This window comes from Acidobacteriota bacterium, assembly GCA_040752915.1.
Taxonomy (GTDB): Bacteria; Acidobacteriota; UBA4820; order UBA4820; family DSQY01; genus JBFLVU01.
The window spans coordinates 1-3,147 of record JBFMHB010000131.1 but is presented as its reverse complement, the minus strand read 5'-3'; the positions used below and the strand labels follow the sequence as shown (position 1 = coordinate 3,147).

The window sequence follows — 3,147 nt, the reverse complement described above, 5'->3', positions numbered from 1 at the left end:
ACGATCGCGTTGCTCTGGCTGGGGTTGGTGGACGGAGGCGCCTTGGGGGGCACCTGCGTCGTGAAGCCCTTCTGGAGGATGGGCGTGATCACCATGAAGATGATGATCAGCACCAGGAGAATGTCCACCAGCGGCGTCACGTTGATGTCGGACATGGCGCCATGGCCCTTGGAGACGTTCATCGACATGGGACCGCGCCTCCCTTAGCTCTTTCCCGCCGTGCCGGAGGCGACGGCCCCCGCGGCGTTACCGGTGACGGGGTTGCCCTTTTCATCCACGTGCTGGGCCACCAACCCGACGCCCTTGAAGCCCACCGACTGGACCGTGCGGAGCACGTCCTTCACGTAGACGAACTCCACGCGCTTGTCCGCCTTGATGTACACATCGCGGCCGGGGTTCCGGGCGTAGTCCTCCTGAAGGCTCTCCTGGAGGACGTCCCCGGGGATCCACTTGGCTCCGTAATAGAGCTTGCCGTCCTCCTGGAGGGAGATGTTGATGTTGCTCTCCTTCTCGGGCTGGGCTTCGGGGTTCCTGGCGGTGGGGAGATTGACCGGAACGCCCTTCTGCAGCAGAGGAGTGACCACCATGAAGATGATCAGGAGCACCAGGCACACGTCCGCGAAGGGCGTGATGTTGATGTCGGCGTTCAGACTCTTCTTATCGCCAACGTTCATGCTCATGGCGACCTCCTGAAAGGACCTACTTCTCCTCGATGCCGGTGACCTTCACGAAGTGGTCCAGCAGCTCGGAGGCCGAGTTGCTCATCTCGATGGAGATGAGGTCAGCCTTGTCCGTGAAGTAGTTGTAGAACCACACGGCGGGCACGGCGACGAAGAGGCCGAAGGCGGTGGTCACGAGGGCCTCGGCGATGCCGCCGGCCACGGCGCCGATGCCGCCCGAGCCGGAAAGGGCCATGCCGCGGAAGGCGTTGATGATGCCGACGACGGTGCCGAAGAGGCCGACAAAGGGGGCCGTCGCGCCGATGGTGGCGAGCGTGCCGAATCCGCGCTTCATGTCCGAGGCGGTCTTCACGGTGGCCCGCTCGATGGCGCGCCGGGAGGCCTCGATCACGTTGTAATCGACCTTGGCGGAAGATTCCGCCTTGAACTCGAGGAGCGCGGCGGAGAAGACCTTCGCCAGGTGGCTGTTCTTGAACTTCTTGGCGAGGTCGATGCACTCGTCGATCTTGTTCTGCTTGAGGAGTCCGCCCACCTTCGTGATGAACTGGAGCGATTCCTTCTTCGCGGAACGGAAGATGATGTACCGGTCAATGAACACCCAGATGGACAGGAGGTTCATGAAGACGAGCAAGATCGCCACGCCCTTGGCCAGCCATCCCATCTCGTGCCAGAGGTCAATGATATTGAAACTCATTGCGCGGACTCCTTTCTGACAAATACCAACCGCAACCCTACCTGCTCGCAGAGAAATTGATCGTCACGATCCAGAACACCGAGACCCGCTGACCCGCCTCGGTCGTCGGGGGGGAGTACTTCCACTTGCGGACCGCATCGAGGGCGGCCTCGTTGAAAATGGGGTTGTTGGACTGCAGGACGCGGGCGTTCTCGACGTCCCCGTTTTCGTTGATGATGATCTCCATGACCACGCGCCCCGAGAGGCCCATGGCCTGCGCGGCCGGCGGATAGTTGGGGTTGATCTGCCGGACCAGTTTGGGCTGGCGGATGGAGCCCATGGGGAGGATCTTCTTCTCTTGGCCGCCGAGCGGGCCGCCGCCGAGGACGCCGCCGAGGACCCCGCCTTCCACGCCGCCTTCCACGCCGCCTTCCACGCCGCCTTCACCTCCCGAGGCCCCGGTGGGCATCGGCGGGGGGATCTTCTCGGGGACGACCGTCGGCGCCACGAGCTTGTTGGGATCGATGGGCGGCGGCGCCTGCACCTTCGGGGCCGCGACCTTCGGCGGGGCCGGAGGCGGAGGCGGCGGAGGCGGCGGGGGCGCCGAGCTGAAGAAGGACACGACGATGGGCGGGGGCTGAAGGACGTCCTGGGCGTAAATGCTGTAGAGAACGAGGCCCGAGATGAGGACAACGTGGAACACCACCGCAACCGGGAAGGAGTAAACCTTCACCTTCGACGGCTTCGGCTTCTTGGTCTCGACTAGGGATTCCTCAAACATTGAACACCTCGTCAGTTAGCGGCGGCCGGGGAGGGCGTCGAGGGGGGTGGCGTTGTGCCGGGCTTGTAGGTCCCCTTGCGGATGGCGAGGGCGATGTCCCGTTCCTGGTCGGCCATCCGGGTGAACTCGTCGGCTTTGGCGAGGAGGTCCCTCTTGAGGCGCCGGTCCTTCTCGTTTTCGGCGGCGTTCTTCGCGAACTTGGCCTTCTCGCGGTAGAGGAGGTTCTTGAAGAGGTGCCCGTTGAAGTTCATGGGGTCCAGGCGCAGGGCCTTGTCGAGGGCCTGCATCCCGCTGTCCACGATCTGGGAGCGCTTCTCGTCGGGGTCCTGGTTGTTGTACGAGCGGTTCCAGCAGAGGGCGCCGATGAAGAGCCACCCGTTGGCGTCGTTGGGTGTGAGCTCGGCCTTCATCTTGGAGTATTCGAGCGATTTCTCGAAGTTGCCCATCTTGCCGTACATGATGGAGAGGGTCTGGACGATGCGGGAGTCCTTGGGGTCCTTGCGGAGCTCCTGCTCGTAGAACTTCACGCCCTGCTCCAGGCGGTTCTGGTTGATGTAGAGGTTGATGATGTAGTCCTGTACGTCGTCGTCTTTGCCGACGATGTCCAGATACTTCCGGAAGGCCTCGAGAGCCTTGTCCGTGTAGCGTTCGTCTTCGGGAGCCTTGGAGCCGGGCTCGACGAGGCTCCAGTAGGAGTACGCCAAGTACTTCCAGTTGTCGGCCCTGCGAGGGTTGATCTTGAGGGCGGCGTCGAAGTTCTTGGCGGCGTCTTCATACTTGCCGGCCTTGTAGGCCTTCGCGGCGTCCTTCATGAAGAGATGTTCCCGGAGGGAGGAGCACCCGATGGCCGAAGCGCCCAGCCAGAGGGCCACTCCGAGCCATGCCACCCTGCTCCCCCAACTTCGACCTTTCCATTGGCCCAAACGCATCGTCTTGGCCTCCAGGAGGTTTCCCCGTGACGGGAGTTGCGCCATGTTCTCCACCTTCGCTTTCACGATAATCCGGACGTGACG

Annotated in this window: 5 protein-coding genes; all 5 read right to left on the bottom strand. The window is 62.9% G+C overall.

Annotation, left to right across the window (positions count from 1 at the left end; genetic code table 11):
• On the bottom strand, positions 1 to 188 hold a 188-nt coding region (locus tag AB1824_13390), incomplete at its 3' end, for a biopolymer transporter ExbD (GenBank protein MEW5765955.1).
• Positions 189 to 203: 15 nt separating this feature from the next.
• Positions 204 to 680 carry a biopolymer transporter ExbD gene (locus AB1824_13385; protein ID MEW5765954.1) on the bottom strand — a complete coding sequence of 159 codons (477 nt, stop codon included), beginning with the start codon at positions 678 to 680 and terminating at the stop codon, positions 204 to 206.
• 19 nt (positions 681 to 699) lie between these two features.
• Positions 700 to 1,374 (bottom strand): MotA/TolQ/ExbB proton channel family protein, encoded by a 675-nt coding sequence (locus AB1824_13380; protein ID MEW5765953.1) that lies wholly within the window; start codon positions 1,372 to 1,374, stop codon positions 700 to 702.
• Between the two features lie 37 nt (positions 1,375 to 1,411).
• The gene (locus AB1824_13375) at positions 1,412 to 2,134 is read right to left on the bottom strand and encodes an energy transducer TonB (GenBank protein ID MEW5765952.1); all 723 of its coding nucleotides are present in this window, start codon (positions 2,132 to 2,134) and stop codon (positions 1,412 to 1,414) included.
• 11 nt (positions 2,135 to 2,145) lie between these two features.
• On the bottom strand, positions 2,146 to 3,147 hold a 1,002-nt coding region (locus AB1824_13370; protein MEW5765951.1), incomplete at its 5' end, for a tetratricopeptide repeat protein.

What these genes read in the sequence shown, in the direction of transcription:
- AB1824_13375 (MEW5765952.1), bottom strand. Translation starts at nt 2,134, where the DNA reads ATGTTTGAGGAATCCCTAGTCGAGACCAAGAAGCCGAAGCCGTCGAAG.
- AB1824_13380 (MEW5765953.1), bottom strand. Translation starts at nt 1,374, where the DNA reads ATGAGTTTCAATATCATTGACCTCTGGCACGAGATGGGATGGCTGGCC.
- AB1824_13385 (MEW5765954.1), bottom strand. Translation starts at nt 680, where the DNA reads ATGAGCATGAACGTTGGCGATAAGAAGAGTCTGAACGCCGACATCAAC.